Source organism: Nocardia sp. SYP-A9097 (assembly GCF_009649815.1).
Taxonomy (GTDB): Bacteria; Actinomycetota; Actinomycetes; order Mycobacteriales; family Mycobacteriaceae; genus Nocardia.
Genome location: NZ_WJIC01000011.1, coordinates 126,414 through 142,462, shown reverse-complemented (window position 1 = coordinate 142,462; position 16,049 = coordinate 126,414). Strand labels below are relative to the sequence as shown.

Here is a 16,049-nt window from a genome sequence, read left to right as displayed (position 1 = left end):
GTGACAACTGTTTGAAACGTGTGTATGTTCGATTTCGCCAGGTCCACCGCAGGAAAGCCGGAAATCATGACCACACAACGCCCCCTTTCTCCCTTCGAGATCAGCTACTTCGGCGACGACACCCGGGTGGGCAGCGTGCCCGTCGGCGGTATGCCGCTGTTCATCGGCAGCACTGTGCGCGGCGACATCGATGCCGCGGTGCTGCGCGAGGTCCTCGCCGACCTCGCCGCCGCACATCCGCTGCTGCGCGCCCGGGTCGCCACCGGGCGGGACGGGGTGCAGCGGTTCGAACTCGACGACTCCTACCGGCCGAGCGTGCAGGTGCATCCCGGCGGCGCGGCGGCCTACCGCACATTGGTGAATACCCGACAGGATTGGCGCGCAGGGCTTTTCCGCGCCCAACTACTGCGCGAGGGCGACCGCACCCAGGTGGTGCTGATCCTGCATCACGGCATCTCCGACGGGCGCTCGGTCTTCCCGCTGCTGGACCAGATGTGGCGGCGCTACACCGCGCGCGTATCGGGATCGCCACTGCCGCAACCGGAGTGGAGCTATGACCTGCCCGACGGGGTCGATACCCAACTCGCGCGATTGATCGGCGATGCCGAGGTCGACGCCTTCGTCGATATGGTTCGCGCGGGTGCGATGGCCATGGATCCGGCGTCCGCACCGGTGCGGTTGCCGCGTGACGGTCACAGCGGCGGCGATCCGGAGGGCCGACTCGCGATGCGACGCATCGAATTGAGCGCGGATGCGACCGCGGCGCTGGTGGCCACCGCACGCGCACAGGGCTTTTCGGTGAACAGCCTGCTCGCGGGTGCGGCCATGGCGGCGGTCCGCACCGAGTTCGTGCCCGGGGCCGGACCGGTGCCGTTGATGTGCGGGCACGCTGTGGATCTGCGCCCGGAACTCGTTCCGGCACTGCCGGAATCGACGGTGCTCAATTGTGCCGCCGGGTCCGGGACGCCGGTCCTCGTCGATTCCGATTCGCACCCGATCGAAGTGGCGGTGGCCGTGGCCGCCGGGATGCACGCCGCGGCCGAGTCGCGGTTCCCCGCCATGTTCATGCGGGCCTCGCAGCGGCCGCTCGACGAGGTCACGGCCGCGCTCTTCAGTGCGCCACCGACCCTGGCGCTGTCCAATATCGGCCGGGTGCCGGCACACTCACTGCCCGAGGCGCTGGAATTCGTCCGGGACGAGGTGTTCGCCATGGCTCCGGGCATGCCGCCGAAGATGACCATCTTCACCGTCGGCGGCCGACTGACCGTTCAGGTCGAGTACGACACCGCCGAGCACAGCCACTCGCAGATGGAGCGCGTGGCCCTCGCCATGACCGCGCAGCTGGGCAGGTTGAGCGCCGTCGTCGCCCGCTCCTGATCCACGCGGAATTCATTGCCCGGCAGCCGTACTCGGCGGGTCGACACAACCGCGCCCGGCCGGCCGAGAGCGGTCGCACTGGCCGGAGTGGTCACACTCTCACCCGGGTACGACTGTGGCCCCGGACGAATCATCCGGGGCCACAGTGCTTTTCGATCTCAGCCCAGGTTCACGACATTGTCGGGCGCGGGTGTGGCGTACAGCGCGGCGATTTCGGCGGCGTACTTGCCGCTGATCGGGGTGCGCTTGAGCTTGAGGGTGGGGGTGAGTTCGTCACCGCCGGGCTCCCAGCCCGCGTCGAGCACGATGAATCGCTTGATCTGTTCCACGCGTGCGAGTTTGGCATTGGCGGTGCTCACCGCGGCCTTGATCTCGTCGATGATCTCCGGGCGCGTCGAGAGTGCCTTCACATCGGCGTCGGGGGTGCCCAGCGCCTTGGCGCGCACCACCGCGGTATCGGGATCGAGTACGACCAGCGCGGCGATGTACGCCTTGCCGTCACCGATCGCCACCACCTGCCCGACCAGCGACGAGGCCGCCTTCACGGTGTTCTCGATATTGGTGGGAGACAGGTTCTTTCCCGCCTCGGTGATGATCAGTTCCTTCTTGCGGTCGACAATGGTGATGTATCCGTCGCCGTCGATGGTGGCCACGTCGCCGGTGTGCAGCCAGCCGTCACCGTCGATCGCCTCGGCGGTCTTGTCCGCCATCTTGCGGTAGCCGTGCGTGACGATCGGCCCGCGCATGAGCAGTTCACCGTCCTCGGCGAGTCGAACCTCGGTGTCCTGCATGGGAATTCCCACGGTGCCCGGCTTCGGCTTGTCCAGGGGGGTGTAGCTGCCGACGCCGGAGCACTCCGACATCCCCCACACCTCGGTGACCACGAACCCCAGCCCCAGCAGGTATTCGAGGGTCTCGGGCGGGATGGCCGCCGCGCCGGAGGCCGCGACCTTGAGTTCGTCGAATCCCAAGGCGTGCCGCAGTTTCGACAACACCAGGGCATCGGCCAGCTTGTGCTGCACCTCGAGCAGCAGTCCGCGGCCGTTGCCGGACAGGTCCGCGCGCGCGGCGCTCACTCCGACGCCGATCGCCCAGTTGGCCAGGGCCTTCTTCACCGCGCTGGGCTCGGTGGCCAGTTTGGCGTCGATTCCGGCCTTGATCTTCTGCCACACCCGCGGCACCCCGAAGAACGCGGTGGGACGGGCATCGGGCAGCGCGGCGGCGATCTCGCGCGGATCGGGTACACAGGTCATCTGCACGCCGGTGAACAGGTTCGCGCAGTGCCCCGAAATCCGGTCCGCCACATGGGCCGCGGGCAGATACGACACCGAACGATCGTCCAGGCCGACGGTGAGCGGTCCCGCCACCAGCCCCACGATCTGGGCGACCACATTGCGATGGGTCAGCTCCACGCCCTTGGACGGGCCCGTGGTGCCGGAGGTGTAGATCAGCGTGGCCAGATCATCGGCGGTGACACTCCGCCAGGCGGCATCGAAGTCGAAATCGGCGGCCGGCGCGGCCTCCACCTCGGCGAGGGTGAGGGTGCCCGCGGCCGAACCCTCCACCAGCACAATATGTTCGAGCTCCACACCGGCGCCGCGCACCGCGTCCAGGAACGCCGGTTCGGTGATCACGATCTTGTTCTCGGCATTGGTGAACAGATGCGCGATCTGCTCGGCGGAACTGGTGTTGTAGATCGAGAACGGCGTCGCACCCAAATGCAGTGCCGCGGTATCGACGAGATGGAACTCGGGCCGATTGGTGAGCATGATCCCGACGGTGTCCCCACGCCGCACCCCCAACCCCGCGAGCCCGGCCGCAATGCTGCGAACATGCTCCCCATACTCGCGCCAGCTGATCTCCCGGGTACCCCCCACCGTCCTGATCGCGATCTGCTCCGGCCGCAAGGTCAACGTCTCCTGAAACGCCGCCGGAATCGTATAGACCGTTTTGCCCGATTTGTGCGGATAGCCGATATCTGTCGTCATAACCCTTTTCCGATTGCCTCTCGCTACACCCACCACACGCGCACCCATCCGACCTGCGCGAACCCGATCGACCCCAGGCCAACTGTGGCGCGGCTCACTCAGCTTAGTCAGAAGATCGCCGCTGTGTCTCGCACTACATCACCCAACCAGCGATGCGAACATTCTGGACAATCTCCCACGCGCCCCGCACCACCCGCACCGGCCAACCCTGCCCACCCGTCGGCGGGCAATGCCCAGTTACCACTCGCTTGGACTCCATATACAGCCTCGCTCGCTCGCTGCGCGGTTCGGTCAGCAGCGGCACGGTCGTCACAATGAACCCCGCCCTCTCGAGCGCCGCCACCTTGTCCGGATTGTTCGTCATCAGCCGCACCGATCGGATCCCCAATCCCGACAACGCCTGCGCCGCATGCCCATACGACCTCGAATCGATGGGATGCCCCAGCATCCGATAACTCGTGAAAATGTCCACCCCGATCTGCGCCCCCAACCTCAGACTCATCGCTTTGACGACGAGCCCCGACCCCCTGCCCTCCTGCTCCAGATAAATCAATACACCGTGGCCTTCGTCCTGGATCAGATCCATGGCCATATCGAGCTCCGCACCGCAATCACAGTCCTGGGATCCCAGCGCATCACCGTAGAGACAACGGGAATGAATCCGCACCAGACACCCTTCTCCCGGATCTCCGAAAACGAGTATGTGACCGAGCAGCTCCCCAACCCCGGAATCCGTCCGCAAGTCACTGACCCGCACGGACAGCTCATGCCCCTTGCGCGTCAGCGAATGTGCAGTCGCCTGAAGCTCTTTCACGGCCGCCCCAGCTCATGTGTGCCTCTGGCAATTATGGCCGAGTGTTGTCGTCCACCGTTGTCGAGTTCGGTTGAAACCTGGTAAAACGACTGCCGAGCAAGCGAATTCGCGCACGAACGAACCGCGTGCGTGGCCATCCCCACACGCTCGCGGCCAGCACTGTCGTAATAAACATGAACTGTTCGAACGCGGCTACCTCGGCCACCGCGAGGTAGCAGCTGGTGAGGGTGACGATGACTACCATCAGCACGAGTACGTTGACCATGCGATAGATCCACCAGTGCTGTGGCAGGAGATGTCCGCGGTAGCGCCGCTTGGCCTCGAGGTATGCCTCGGCCGCCCGATTCTGCGGCACCATGCGCAGTGGCAGTTGTTCTACCGTGATGCCCACTGTACGGACAGCTGCCACCTTCTCCGGATTGTTGGTCAGCAGCCGGATACGTCTCAGCCCGAGATTTTGCAGTGTCGCTGCGGCCGCGCAGTAGGTGCGCGTATCGGGGTTGTAGCCGAGCCTGGCATAGCTGGCGAAGGTATCGATGCCGCTGCGCTGACTGACTTGATATCCGCGTGCTTTGGCGACCAGTCCGGCCCCTCTGCCCTCTTGTTCGAGATAGACGAGTACCCCACTGCCCGCAGCCTGGATCATGTCCATAGCCGCCGACAGCTCGTAACCGCAGTCACAATCCTGGGATGACAACGCGTCGCCGTAGAGACATCGTGAGTGGATACGGACCAGGCAATCATCGCCGATCTTCCCGAATATCAGAGCGTGCCCGCCGTCCCCGCGGGATTGGATCTCCAGCACCTCGACCGGGATGGTACGGCCGGCCCGCGTGAAGGTATGCCGGGTATCCGATACAGGTGCGGTAGCCATGTCTGTGTCGAGGGCAAGGGCAGAGGAGGGCGCGAAGCCCCAACCGAAACGCACGCGACGATAATGCACCCACCTTGCAGGGATCGCGCGCCGCGACACACGGCGCGTGACCGAGCGGACTACTTGCTCACGGGCTCCCGGGTCTGTTTTCCGGTTCGGTGGCCACCATCCGGTCGATCCGGTCCGCGGACGGCATCGCATCGGGAATATTGAGCACAGGCAGCCGCGCGAACACTGCCCGCACGGCCCACTCGAAGTCCGAACGTTCGGCAGGACGTCTCGCTGTCGTCAAGCGATAGACCAGCGCCGTGGTGAAAGCCGACGATGCTCCGGTCGCCACGAAGGGTGTTCCGTTGTCGATGTGCGGAATCACCACATCGACGCCGAGCGATCGAACTCTGCAGCCGACATCCTCGAGTATGCAGACCGCACGAACACCCAACTGCAACAACCGATTTGTCGACTGATCCGCCGAGCTGTTCGGCCAGGTCGCCGCCACCTCCTTTCGAGTGCCGATCAGGTAGTCGACCACCTCCAAATGCTCATGCATATGCCGGGGAAACACCGTCGGTGGCGAGGTGTTGATGATGAGCCAGGGCCGGGGGTCCATCGAATGCACCATTGCGAGTACCCGGGCGACGATGTCGATCGGCTGCTCGCACGTCACGAGCACCGCATCGGAGCGTCGGATCGCTCCACGCACGGCCGGGCTCTCGAAATCGGACTCGGTGAGCCGAAGCCGGTCCTGCCTGAATGCGATATAGGAGGATTGGCCCTCGAGTGTCTGGATCACAGTGGTGACAGGGGTCGTACCTCCATTGGTGACCTTCACCAAACTCGTGTCTACGCCCTCTTCCCGCAGGTAGTCCACGATCTCACGGCCGGCAGCGTCCGCCCCTATCGATGCGATCAGCCGGGAATCGAACCCCAGCCGTGCCAGCGCAACGGCGCGGTTGAGCCCCTTTCCACCCGGGTGGCGGTCGAAATCGCCCCACAGCGCGGAACCCGGTTCCGGGAAGGTCTCCACGACATTGATCAAATCGGTCACGGCGTCGCCGATCACAGTCACTGTGCCTCGACGGGGTGCGGTATTCGCTTGTCCCGCATCCAATTCCGCCATCCGCACGATATCGAGCTCGGACCCGGTGGTGAGCAGCTCCGCGAGCGCGGTGAATGCCTGCTGTTCGGGTGTGTCACGCAGGGTCCGCACACTCGGCGTGGGAGGAGGGGCAGGCACTCCCAGTGCACGGTGTAGCCCTTGCCACTGCTCGGTGAGATAGACGCGGCGATCGCCGAGATCCGGCGCGTACAGCCGGCTGGGATCGACCAGGCTGGCCGGCTGTCCTTCAAGCAACCCCAAGCACAGCTCGGCGTCGACTATCAACTGTTGCGTGGGGGGCAGCTGCCGGGCAACGTGCGCTATCACCCGCAGTAAGGCGGGCCTGGGTGCCGTCCCACTCAGATGCACATAGCGACGCACGACACTGAGCTGCAGCAAGGTCGTGATGTCAATCTCGGTGCTGTCCAAGCGATCCGAGCTCAGTCCGGACCGCTTCCGCAGGCGGGTCAGAATACCTCGCACTGCGACCATGCCTGGGTCCTGCGGTGCCGTTGCACGGCCGGTGCGACGCGGAGTGTCATTTCCCATCATTCGCTCCCAACAATACCGTTGGTCAGGTTTACCGGACAGGCAAACCGTCAATTCCCTTGTGGCATCGGCAATTGCCGGAACTGAACGGTAAATGCCATCCTAGGTTAGGCGAAATTACGCCTCCACCAGACAGTTCGGAGGTTCTGGTGTCGGGAGCGGTTGTTTTCAAACGACGAATGTGGCGGGGCAGCAAGGTAGGCCGACGTGACTCCGAGTCCGACCTTGAACCGAATACCGTTGCCCCGTAGGCAGATATCCAGCCGCCTGGACATTCCAGACGACCAGCCATGCCGTCGTCCGCACACACATCGTGCAGGTAGCGACACCACCGGCTGATCAACACAATTCGATCGGCCGGTTCCGGGGTTCCCACAGACCGGTAGCCACGCGACGGCACTTCACCACGAGGAGAACCGTCGTGATTTATGAGAGCAGTCGATCGATCACCTGTAGCAGCTGTCCCGAGTGGGCGCGGCGGCGCAATGATCGGGCCGAGCCCGCGTGGGAGATCAGTTGGTGGCCGGAGGTGGCGCTGACCGTCGCACAGGCTCGGAATGCCATGGAACTGGCCGAATTGTGTTGTTTGCCCGAAGAGCCGGGGGAGCGGGCGGAGGTTCTGGCGCGGGAGTTGGGAACCAGCGTGAAACACGTCATGGCGGTGCTGCATCAGCGGATGATGGAGCGGGGGAGGCCGTGACGATCGAAGACTCCGGCCGGCCGGTGGCCGGTGCACCTCAGTGGCGAGGCGGCGCGGTGGAGTGCGCCATCACAATGCAGACACACCCGGGCACGGGCGATCGCCGGTGGCCGGGATATCGGAGCGCGGGTGGGGCGAGGACCCGCCGCCCGCGCGGACGACCCAGGGAGGACCCCGCAGTGACAATCGATATCACCCATCGGGAGATGACCAGCGACATCACCCCCGAATACGCGCGCCGCGCGCACGGGGAGCAGATGTGGTCGCTGAGCTGGCTGCCCGAACAACGTTTGACGCGCGAACAGGCGCACGCCGGAATGGAATTGGATGAGATCCTGTCCGATCCGGAGGTCGTGTTCGACGATGCCGCGCACTCCGAGGCCGCGGAGCGGGCGGCGCGGCTCGGGATTCTGGTCGAGCACGCGGTGGTCATGCTCGCCCAGCGGATGGCCGAACGGATGCATCACGACGCTCTGCCGCACCATCGCACCGATATCGAACTCCCGGAGCCGCTCCTGCGCGGCTGGTATGGCGGCACCCTCATCCCGGGGGCTCTGGCACCGTCGGCCTCCGGGGCCCGCTCACAACATCTTTGGGCGTGAGGGTCCCGAAATCCGTTGCACCGAACACATATTCAAATCCGATGCGAGAACTCGCCGGCCCCGTGCCCGGCTACCGGCTCGACAGCGCGAACGCCTTACCGCCGAACCGATATCGCGCCCGCGCATCGCCGATATCAGGCGCGGGTGGTGTGCCCCGCGCCCACGGCCTCACTCAGACTCGAGTAGCCGTGCGCCCGCAGTTCGACCGCCAGGCCGCGGTGAATACGCCGGGCCCAGAACGGCCCACCGTAGATGAATCCGGTGAACCCCTGCAGCAGTGCGGCTCCGGCGAGAATCCGCTCCCACGCCTGCTCGGCGGTCTCGATACCGCCGACCGAGATCAGCACCAGCTGATCACCGACGCGCGCGTACAACCGGCGCAGCACCTCGAGGGAACGATCGGCCACCGGCGGCCCGGACAGCCCGCCCGCACCGAGCGCGGCCACTTCCTCGGCCGGGGTGTTGAGCCCGTCGCGCCGAATCGTGGTGTTGGTGGCCACGATTCCGGCCAGCCCCAATTCCACCGCCAGATCGGCGACCGCGTCGATGTCCTCGTCCGACAGGTCGGGGGCGATCTTGACCAGCACCGGCACCGACACCGTATCCAGGACCGCCTGCAGCAGCGGGCGCAGCGAGGCGACGGCCTGCAGATCCCGCAGTCCGGGCGTATTGGGCGAACTCACGTTCACCACAACGAAATCCGCGAGCGGGCCGAGCAGTTTGGCGCTGGTCGCGTAGTCCGAGGCGGCGTCCGCGGCCTCGACCACCTTGGTCTTGCCGATATTGGCGCCGATGGGAATCCCCCCGGCGCGCCGGCGTGACAGATGCGAGGCCGCCTGCGCCGCACCGTGATTGTTGAAGCCCATCCGATTGATCAGCGCCCGGTCCGCGGGCAACCGGAACAGTCGCGGTGCGGGGTTACCGGGCTGCGCCTGCGCGGTGACGGTGCCGATCTCGGCGTACCCGAAGCCCAGCGGACCCCATGCCTCGGCGCCCTCGGCGTTCTTGTCGAATCCGGCGGCCAGCCCCAGCGGGGTCGGGAAGTCGACCCCGAACACGCGGGAGGCCAGCACCGGATCATGTGCGACAAGCAGTTTCGAGGTGAGCCAGCGGCCCGGTGCGAACCGGGTGGCCAGTTTCATCGCGCCGAAGGCGAGGTGGTGGATGCGTTCCGGCGGGAGCAGGAACATCACCTTCAACAGCAGCCCATACAGGCGCTCGGCTGGGGTCGAGTGGGACATGCGGGTTACATCACCGCCTCGGGTGTCGGGGATAGCAGGGAACTCTTGCGGCGGCGCAACAGCACGCGACGACTGCCGTCGGTGTAGGCACGCACCCGCGACAGCTCCCAGCCACCGAATTCGGCCTGAATGGCCAGGCGCATGGAGGCGGTCACGCGATTCATCTCGGGAGGTAGTCGCAACGGCACGTATTCGTACTCGTCACTGGTCTCCTCCCAGCCGGCCGGTAGTGCGCGCGAATGCCGCGCCGATTGTGAGGCCCGAGCCATCACTGCCCTCTCTTCCGCTGGTCCGCGGTGATCCGCTGCAGACCGTCACCGGTCGCGGATCCCACGAACAGATCACCGGAGCGAGCGTCGACGGTGACCGAATCGGGCTGGCGCACCGTCGGGTAGCGCCCCACCTCTACCGGTATACCCGTCGACAGGTCGTAGCCGACGACTTCGTTACTGCCTGTCAGCGTCACCCACACGGTCTCGGACCGTTGATCGTAGGCGAGTGCGTAGGGCGAAGAGCCTACCGGGAAACGCTGGCGCAGGACCAAAGGATCGGCCGTGTAGACGAGGAGTTCGTTACCGGCGGTGTCGGTGACGATGCGCCGGCCGAAGTGATCGCCGATCATATTCGCCGCGCCGTCACCGGTGCGCAGGGTCAGGCCCAGGCGCTCATCGGGCAGGTTCAGCTCGGTGAGCGCGGTCTGGCGGCGGTCCAGGACGACCACGGTATCGGTGCTGGTGTCGATGGCATCGGCCGAGACCAGGCCCGAAATGCTTTCGCGCACAGCACCATCGGGGGCCAGGATGAGCACCTTGCCGGTGGCCAGGCCGGCGACGAGGTCACCGTCGGCGCGCAGGGCGGCCGAGCGCACATCACCGTCGACGGCGACCTCGCTCACCTTGCCGGTGGCGGCGTCGAGACGAATGACCTTGCCGGGCACCGCGATCAGGATCTCGCCGGGCTTACCCGCGGCGAGCGAGGCGGCGACACCGGGCAACTCCACCTTGCGGGTGCCGTTCTTGTCGATCAGCTGCAGGGTCTTACCAGAATCGGTGAGCACGGCCAGTACACCGGTGGACGGTTCGGCCAGCAGCGCGCCGATCGCGGCGAACGCCCGCACCTCCCCGGTCGGGGTGCCGGTGACCGCGGGTGCGGCGGCGGGCGTGGCGGCTGCGATGGTCGGTTTGTCCCCACCGCCCTCGCCGGAGGAGCATCCGGCCAGCAACGTCAGCACGGCCGCACCCGCGAGGGCCGACCGGATCCAGCCGCGACGGCGCATGCAGCGAACTCCTTACCTGACCGACAAATCTATGCGTGCTCCCTAATCTGACCATGCTGCCCGACCACGCCCGGTGGGCGGGGTCTTGCTTCCGGCGCGCCGTGATGCGCTAGTGCGCCGGGACGGGTTTCGCGGCGCGCCGGGAACCCGCGGTGAGTTTCATGACGTGACATGGGGTTTCGGCGGGGTTGTCGGGGGCAACGGTTACCGTGGAATGTAAATAGTGGGCGCTGACAGGGAGATTCGTTGGTAACCGACCACACATCGGGCTTCGCGATGCCCGGTTTCACCGTCGAGGATGTCACCGTGGGCCGTTACGCTCACGGTTTCGGTGTCACCGGGGACGGGCGCTCCTTCGCCTTCCGGACGGTGCGGGCCACGCTGACCCTGGAGATCTACCGTCCCGACCTCGAGACCGAGGTCCCCGCCACCGAGGATGTGGTGGCTGTGGCCGAGGCCCGGGTCACCGATATCGATCTCGACGACGAGCGCAGCATTATCGCCCTGGTCCGCGATCTCATCCCCGAAGCGGTGCCGGTGCCCGCGGCTCAGCCCCGCGAGGCCACGACGGTACGAGCACTATTGGGCCGCCTGAGCGCGGTCATCGAAGGCATGTGACCACGGCACGGTGGATGTGCGCGGTGCGAGTCCGACCGCGGGCCGGCACCGGCGCCGGTGCGCGGCGCATGACGGCCGACACCCGCACTCGCGTATGTGACTCACCAGTCAGGTTCGCGGCGTGCGCATGATTGACTGTGGGCAAGCACCCGCAGTTCGAGCATGAGGAAGTTGATGGCTTTTCGACGACCGGCCGCCGCAGCACTGATTCTCGCCGTCCTGGGCGTCGCCGTGAGTGGTTGCGGTGGCTCCGATGACGAGGCGTCGGTGGCCGCGGCACGCTCCTCGGCGTATGCCGCGCTGAGCTCCTCCTCGCAGGCCGCCGCCGCGTCGGTGGCGAATCGGCCGCCGTTGCCGACCGCGGCGGAGTTGGACGCGCAGATCAAGTCGGCGCTGGATCCGAATCTGCCCGATGCCGATCGCACCGCGCTCATCGAGGACGGGGAGGCGTTCAAGGACGCCATTCCGGACATGTACAAGGCGCTGCAGGACAATCCGCGCGCCGTCTACGGGGTCAAGGATCCCGTTTTCGACAATCACGACGGCACGCTGACCGCGACGCTGAGCCTGGACAAGGACGGCACCGGCAGCAATGTGCGCACTACGGTGGTGCATTTCGTGAACAAGGACGGGCGCTGGAAGATCTCCCGCACCGATCTGTGCGGGATTCTGCGGTCGGCCGACTACCGCACCCCGGCCTGCGGCTGATGCTCGAAACCCGCTCGCACAGTGCACGTTCGATGCGGTGGGGACGTTTCATCCACCGCCACCGGTACCTGGTTTTCGGGCTCTTCGCCCTGGTGGTTCTGGCCTCTGGATTCTACGGGCGCGATCTGGGCGATCATCTGACCCAGGAGGGCTGGTTCGACGAGTCCAGCGAATCGGTGGCCGCATCCGAACTCGCCGACTCCACCTTCGGGCGCGATACCGACAGCGATCTGATCGTGCTCTACACCGCCCCCGCGGGGCACACCCTCGATGACGAACCGGTGCGTACCGCGGTCGTGGCGGAGTTGAATCGGTTGCGCGACAGTCACTCCGCGCAGATCCTCAAGATCGACTCGTATTGGGACGGCGCGCTCATGGGCCAGTTCGCCGACTCCTCGCGCACGCACGCCTTCGCCAGTATCGGATTACGTGGCGGCGGCGGCACCGACACGGTGAACAATTACATGGCCGTCAAGAACGAATTCCATGCCGGCGCACCGGGTTCCGGGCCGGGCGGGACCACCGTGCAATTGGCGGGCATGCAGCCGGTGGTCGAGGGCATCAACACCGGTATGCAGAACGACATCCACCGCGCGGAGTTGATCGCACTGCCGATCGTGGCGATTCTGCTGTACTTCGTATTCGGCGGCATTGTCGGCGCGCTGCTGCCGGTGCTGATCGGCGGGATGACGATCCTGGGCACGCAGGGCATCATGCGCATACTCACCGATCATCTCCAGGTGAACGTATTCGCCTCCGCCGTAGTGACTTTGGTGAGTTTGGGCCTGGCCATCGACTACGGCTTGTTCGCGGTGACCCGGTTCCGCGAAGAGCTCGCGGCCGGGCGCACCGTGGAGGAGGCCACCGCGCGCACCGTGGCCACCGCCGGGCGGACCGTACTGTTCTCGGCGGCGATCATCGCGGTGAGCCTGGGCGCGCTGTTCATCTACCCCAATGGCGTCCTGCGGTCGGTGCCCCTGGGCGGTATCAGTTCGGTGCTGTTGGCGGCGGTGCTGTCGGTGACCGCGCTGCCCGCCACGTTGAGCATTGTCGGCCGTCGTATCGACCTGTGGGGTTGGCATCGCCTGGCCAGTATCCGCACCGCCGAGCAGATCGATGCCGGATTCTTCTCCCGGCTGGCGCTTTTCGCCATGCGCAAACCGTGGCTGGTGATCACCCCGATCGTGCTGATGCTGCTGGCGTTGATCCTGCCGTTCCGCAGTATCGAATTCGGCGGGCTGTCCGAGCGCTATCTGGCCTCGGGCAATCCGGCGCGCGTGGCCCAGCAGGACTTCGACCGCCTGTTCCCGCAATTCCGCACCGAACCACTCAAACTGGTGGTGGTGGGCGCGAATCCGCAGCAGCTCAGCGATATTCGCTATGCAGCCAATCAGGTGAGCGCGACCCATATGACCGGGCCGTTCGATCCGGTCGCACCCACCAAGGACGCGGTGACGGTACTGGGCAGTGGCCTGGTCGACAAACGCGACGCCGACACCGTCATGTCCGCGTTGCGCGGGATCGAGCAACCGCCCGGGGTGCGGGTCATGGTGGCGGGGGTGCCCGCGCTCGAACGCGACAGCATCCTGGGCTTGATCAAGGGCCTGCCGCTGCTGGCCGCGATCCTGATCACCGCCGCGCTGGCCCTGATGTACGCCGCGTTCGGCTCCCTGGTCCTGGCGGTCAAAGCCGTTGCCATGAGCGCACTCTCACTCGGCGCGACCCTGGGCATCCTGACCTGGATCTTCGTCCAGGGCCACGGCGCGAACATGTTCGACTTCACCCCCGGCCCACTCATGTTCGCGGTGCTGGTGTTGATCGTGACGGTCCTGTTCGGCCTGTCCACCGACTACGAGGTGTTCCTGCAATCGCGGATGTCCGAGGCTCGCGCCGCGGGCGCGTCCGCACAGGAGGCCATCCGGTACGGAATCGCGCACACGGGCGGCGTAATCACCTCCGCCGCCGCTATTCTCATCGTGGTGACAGGCGCCTTCGGATTCTCCGACCTGGTGCTGATGAAGTACATCGCCTACGGCATGATCGCGGCACTGTTGTTGGACGCCACGGTGATCCGCATGCTGCTCACCCCGGCCGTGTTGAAATTGGTGTGGAAGTGACTGTGCTCAAGGGCGCGAACCTGCTCCTGATGTTCCTGCTCGAGCTGTGCGTGCTGGGCGCGGCCATCTCCTGGGGCCTGTCCCTGGATGCCCCGCTGATCCTGCGCATCCTGGCCGCGGTCCTCGCGCTCGCGGTCTTCGTCGCGGTGTGGGCGGTCTTCGGTGCCGCCCACGACGCGCGAATCCCGTTGCGCGGCTGGAGGCGTGCGGTCCTCGAGATCATCTGGTTCGGTGGCGCGAGCATCCTGCTCGGCTCGGCCTGGCATCCGATCGCCGGTCTGGGGCTGTTCCTGTTGTGGCTGGGCAATGCCGGACTGCGCATCTTGTGGGGCCAGGTGTACACGGCCGAGGCGACCTTCGGTCCCGAGCCCGCCACCACCGACTAGCGATTCACGACCGTGACGATATGCGCCTGGATCTTCCCGTCCACCGCGCCACTGCCGAACTGTTGCGCCAGAGCCTGTTCCGCGACCGCGGTCGCCGCGTCGAGATCGCCTCGGGCTTCGATTTCATCGCGTAGCGGGGTGCCGTGGCAATAGGCGATGGCCGGTATGTGTGGTGAGTGCGCCCGGCTGCGGGCGGTCACGGTGCTGATCCGCGGTGGGGTGCCGAAGCCCGCCGCAACCAGATCGGCGGTGATCGCCGCGGGTTCGTGGTAGCCGTGCGGGGTGCGTGCCAGAAAGCGTGGCGGATCCGCCGGGAACATCTCCCCCAGGGCGGTGGTCACCGTATCGGCGAATTCGTTCTCCGCGATCGAATCCCAGGTGCTGAAGACGAACTGCCCGCCGGGCCGCAGTACACGCCGGGCTTCGGCGAACGCAATCACCTTGTCGGGGAAGAACATCGCACCGAATTGACACAGGACCACATCGAAACTCGCGTCCGCGAACGGTAGCCGCATCGCATCCGCCTGCCGCCATCGGACCGGTCTGGCCGTGCCGATCGCGGCAGCCTGGTCGAGCATCGCCTGATTGAGATCGGTCGCCACAATGGAGGCCCGCTCGTGCAATCGGTCCGCCAGGGCGCGGGTCAGCACGCCCGTTCCCGCCGCGATTTCCAGCACCTCGGATATCTCCGGCGACCTCACCTGCCGAACCATGACCGGCGCATACGGCTCGAAGATCAGCGGCACCATATAGGTTTCGTAGAACTTCGCCACCTCGCCCGTGAACACACTGTCAGTGGCCATGAATTCATCTCTCGGCGATGGGAAATGCCTGGTCGGCCGAGCGTACGCCGATCAGGCGCGGCCGCGGACCGGCAGGACCAGTTGGGCGCCGGTGGCGGGGTGGTCGAAGACGTCTACGGGGTGTTTGTAGACGTGGGTGAGGAGTTCGGTGGTCAGGACCTGGCGGGGTGGGCCGTCGGCGGCTATGCGGCCGGAGTCCAGCACGGCTACTCGGTCGGCGTAGGCGGCGGCTACACCGAGGTCGTGCAGGACCACCACGACTGCGGCTCCGGCGGTGGCGCGTTGGCGGGCCAGGTGCAGGACTTGTTCCTGGTGGCCCAGGTCGAGGGCGGCGGTGGGTTCGTCCAGGAGCAGGGTGGGGGTGTCCTGGGCCAGGACGCGGGCCAGGGCTACGCGGGCGCGTTCGCCGCCGGACAGGGCCGGGAAGGGGCGGGCGGCAAGGTGTTCCACGTCGGTGGCGGCGAGGGCGTCGGCGATGTATCGCTCGTCGAGGTCTTGGCGGTCGGTGCGGGCCCAGGGGGCGCGGCCCATGGCGACTACTTCGCGGGCGGTGAAGGGGAAGCCGACGGTGTGGTTCTGGGGCAGGACCGCGCGGCGGCGGGCCATGTCCAGGGGTGCCCAGTCTCCGAGGGGTTTGCCGTCGAGTTCGACGGTGCCGTGCGAGGGTTCGAGTTCACCGGCCAGGGCGGATAGGAGGGTGGATTTGCCGGCGCCGTTGGGGCCGACGAGGGCGACGATCTGGCCGGCGATGACCTCGAAGTCGACGCCGTCCAGGACGCGGTTGCCGTTGCGTACCAGGGTGACCCCGCGAGCGCGCAGGGTGACCGCGCCGGGGGCTGGGGTTTCGGGGAGTTCGTGTGGGCGCGCGAAAACGCCGGTGATACTTCGCATTACAGT

The 16,049-nt window shown here is 66.3% G+C and carries 16 protein-coding genes; 7 read left to right on the top strand and 9 right to left on the bottom strand.

All coding sequences use genetic code 11. The features are described from left to right. The first annotated feature begins 66 nt into the window (after positions 1–66). On the top strand, positions 67–1,377 hold the full coding sequence (locus tag GFY24_RS22685) for a hypothetical protein (protein WP_194852982.1): 1,311 nt from the start codon (positions 67–69) through the stop codon (positions 1,375–1,377). Positions 1,378–1,535: 158 nt separating this feature from the next. On the opposite strand, the gene GFY24_RS22680 is transcribed toward GFY24_RS22685, so the two are convergent. The 4 genes from GFY24_RS22680 to GFY24_RS22665 form a co-directional block, all read right to left on the bottom strand. Then, entirely contained in the window at positions 1,536–3,365 is a 1,830-nt protein-coding gene (locus GFY24_RS22680) for a long-chain fatty acid--CoA ligase (protein ID WP_153807081.1), read from the bottom strand. A gap of 133 nt (positions 3,366–3,498) precedes the next feature. Then, positions 3,499–4,122, bottom strand: a complete 624-nt coding sequence (locus tag GFY24_RS22675; protein ID WP_309231216.1) for a GTP cyclohydrolase II — start codon at positions 4,120–4,122, stop codon at positions 3,499–3,501. 88 nt (positions 4,123–4,210) lie between these two features. Continuing rightward, positions 4,211–5,053, bottom strand: coding sequence for a GTP cyclohydrolase II (locus tag GFY24_RS22670; RefSeq protein ID WP_153807080.1), 843 nt, complete (start codon positions 5,051–5,053; stop codon positions 4,211–4,213). A gap of 127 nt (positions 5,054–5,180) precedes the next feature. Continuing rightward, positions 5,181–6,644 carry a carbohydrate kinase family protein gene (locus tag GFY24_RS22665; RefSeq protein ID WP_228566561.1) on the bottom strand — a complete coding sequence of 488 codons (1,464 nt, stop codon included), beginning with the start codon at positions 6,642–6,644 and terminating at the stop codon, positions 5,181–5,183. A gap of 478 nt (positions 6,645–7,122) precedes the next feature. Between GFY24_RS22665 and GFY24_RS22660 the strand changes: the two genes are divergently transcribed. Continuing rightward, the gene (locus tag GFY24_RS22660; protein WP_153807079.1) at positions 7,123–7,401 is read left to right on the top strand and encodes a hypothetical protein; all 279 of its coding nucleotides are present in this window, start codon (positions 7,123–7,125) and stop codon (positions 7,399–7,401) included. A 179-nt stretch (positions 7,402–7,580) separates the two neighbouring features. Beyond that, positions 7,581–8,003 (top strand): hypothetical protein, encoded by a 423-nt coding sequence (locus GFY24_RS41200; protein WP_194852981.1) that lies wholly within the window; start codon positions 7,581–7,583, stop codon positions 8,001–8,003. 134 nt (positions 8,004–8,137) lie between these two features. Here the strand turns inward: GFY24_RS41200 and GFY24_RS22650 are convergent, their stop codons facing one another. The 3 genes from GFY24_RS22650 to GFY24_RS22640 are packed head-to-tail and all read right to left on the bottom strand — an operon-like array spanning position 8,138 to position 10,520. Continuing rightward, the gene (locus GFY24_RS22650) at positions 8,138–9,217 is read right to left on the bottom strand and encodes a quinone-dependent dihydroorotate dehydrogenase (protein ID WP_153807173.1); all 1,080 of its coding nucleotides are present in this window, start codon (positions 9,215–9,217) and stop codon (positions 8,138–8,140) included. Between the two features lie 32 nt (positions 9,218–9,249). Continuing rightward, the gene (locus tag GFY24_RS22645) at positions 9,250–9,513 is read right to left on the bottom strand and encodes a DUF5703 family protein (RefSeq protein WP_153807078.1); all 264 of its coding nucleotides are present in this window, start codon (positions 9,511–9,513) and stop codon (positions 9,250–9,252) included. Then, on the bottom strand, positions 9,513–10,520 hold the full coding sequence (locus GFY24_RS22640) for a YncE family protein (RefSeq protein WP_153807077.1): 1,008 nt from the start codon (positions 10,518–10,520) through the stop codon (positions 9,513–9,515). The genes GFY24_RS22645 and GFY24_RS22640 overlap by 1 nt, the downstream gene beginning before the upstream one ends. 276 nt (positions 10,521–10,796) lie before the next feature. On the opposite strand from GFY24_RS22640, the gene GFY24_RS22635 reads away from it, so the two are divergent. The 4 genes from GFY24_RS22635 to GFY24_RS22620 all read left to right on the top strand — a co-directional run bounded on the left by GFY24_RS22635 (position 10,797) and on the right by GFY24_RS22620 (position 14,349). Then, positions 10,797–11,138 (top strand): hypothetical protein, encoded by a 342-nt coding sequence (locus tag GFY24_RS22635; RefSeq protein WP_153807172.1) that lies wholly within the window; start codon positions 10,797–10,799, stop codon positions 11,136–11,138. 174 nt (positions 11,139–11,312) lie between these two features. Next, the gene (locus tag GFY24_RS22630) at positions 11,313–11,846 is read left to right on the top strand and encodes a hypothetical protein (RefSeq protein WP_153807076.1); all 534 of its coding nucleotides are present in this window, start codon (positions 11,313–11,315) and stop codon (positions 11,844–11,846) included. Positions 11,847–11,878: 32 nt separating this feature from the next. Then, complete coding sequence (locus tag GFY24_RS22625; protein ID WP_228566560.1) at positions 11,879–13,963, top strand: MMPL family transporter; 2,085 nt, start codon at positions 11,879–11,881, stop codon at positions 13,961–13,963. Continuing rightward, positions 13,960–14,349, top strand: a complete 390-nt coding sequence (locus GFY24_RS22620; protein WP_153807074.1) for a DUF2568 domain-containing protein — start codon at positions 13,960–13,962, stop codon at positions 14,347–14,349. Before GFY24_RS22625 ends, GFY24_RS22620 begins: the two co-directional genes overlap by 4 nt. Here the strand turns inward: GFY24_RS22620 and GFY24_RS22615 are convergent. Both GFY24_RS22615 and GFY24_RS22610 read right to left on the bottom strand, forming a co-directional pair. Continuing rightward, positions 14,346–15,152: a class I SAM-dependent methyltransferase gene (locus GFY24_RS22615; RefSeq protein ID WP_153807073.1), complete on the bottom strand. Its 807-nt coding sequence runs from the start codon at positions 15,150–15,152 to the stop codon at positions 14,346–14,348. The genes GFY24_RS22620 and GFY24_RS22615 overlap by 4 nt on opposite strands. Before the next feature lie 51 nt (positions 15,153–15,203). After that, entirely contained in the window at positions 15,204–16,043 is an 840-nt protein-coding gene (locus GFY24_RS22610; protein WP_153807170.1) for a heme ABC transporter ATP-binding protein, read from the bottom strand. Positions 16,044–16,049 lie beyond the last annotated feature (6 nt).